This window comes from Bartonella sp. CL63NXGY, assembly GCF_042194905.1.
In the GTDB taxonomy this organism is placed as follows: Bacteria; Pseudomonadota; Alphaproteobacteria; order Rhizobiales; family Rhizobiaceae; genus Bartonella.
Map to the genome: position 1 here is coordinate 1 of NZ_JBHINK010000142.1, position 584 is coordinate 584.

1 protein-coding gene is annotated in these 584 nt (G+C 43.7%); it reads right to left on the bottom strand.

Annotated elements, in window-relative coordinates; translation table 11 throughout:
* Positions 1 to 584, bottom strand: a 584-nt coding sequence (locus ACFIK0_RS09765) for a hypothetical protein (RefSeq protein ID WP_375663972.1), incomplete at both ends; no start/stop codon positions are given.

Sequence of the window (584 nt, forward strand, 5' to 3'; positions counted from 1 at the left end):
GTTGTAGCGGCCTTAATTGCTTTAGTAGCTGCCTTTACTGCTTCATCAACTTTGCCTTCTTGGGTTGTCTTTTCTGGATCATTTAATCTAGAATCGATTTCTGCCTTCTTATCAGCTGCGGCTTTTTGGACCTTTTGTAAAGCGTTACTCTTAGCGGTCTCAAGTGCCTTTTGTGCAGCTTCGTCTTGGGCCTTTTGATCGCCGTTCAAACCGCCAACTGCCTTGGTTAATGCATTCTTTGCTGCATCAATATCATTTTGTGTTATTGGCTTCTTTGGATCTACAGCTGAGCCATCCGCATTCTTGCCTTCCTTAAGGTTCTTGGCTGCGGTTAATGCATTGTCTACAGCAGTCTTCTTGTCTGGATCTGCCTTCTTGTAGTTGTCTGTACCCTTGGCAGTATTGGCAGCTGTGATTGCCTTTTCCAAATCACTAGTATTTGGTTCTGATGAAATACCGTTAATAGTATTTACACCATTAGTACCAGCTTGCGTTGCTACGTCTGGAGTTGTAGCGGCCTTAATTGCTTTAGTAGCTGCCTTTACTGCTTCATCAACTTTGCCTTCTTGGGTTGTCTTTTCTGG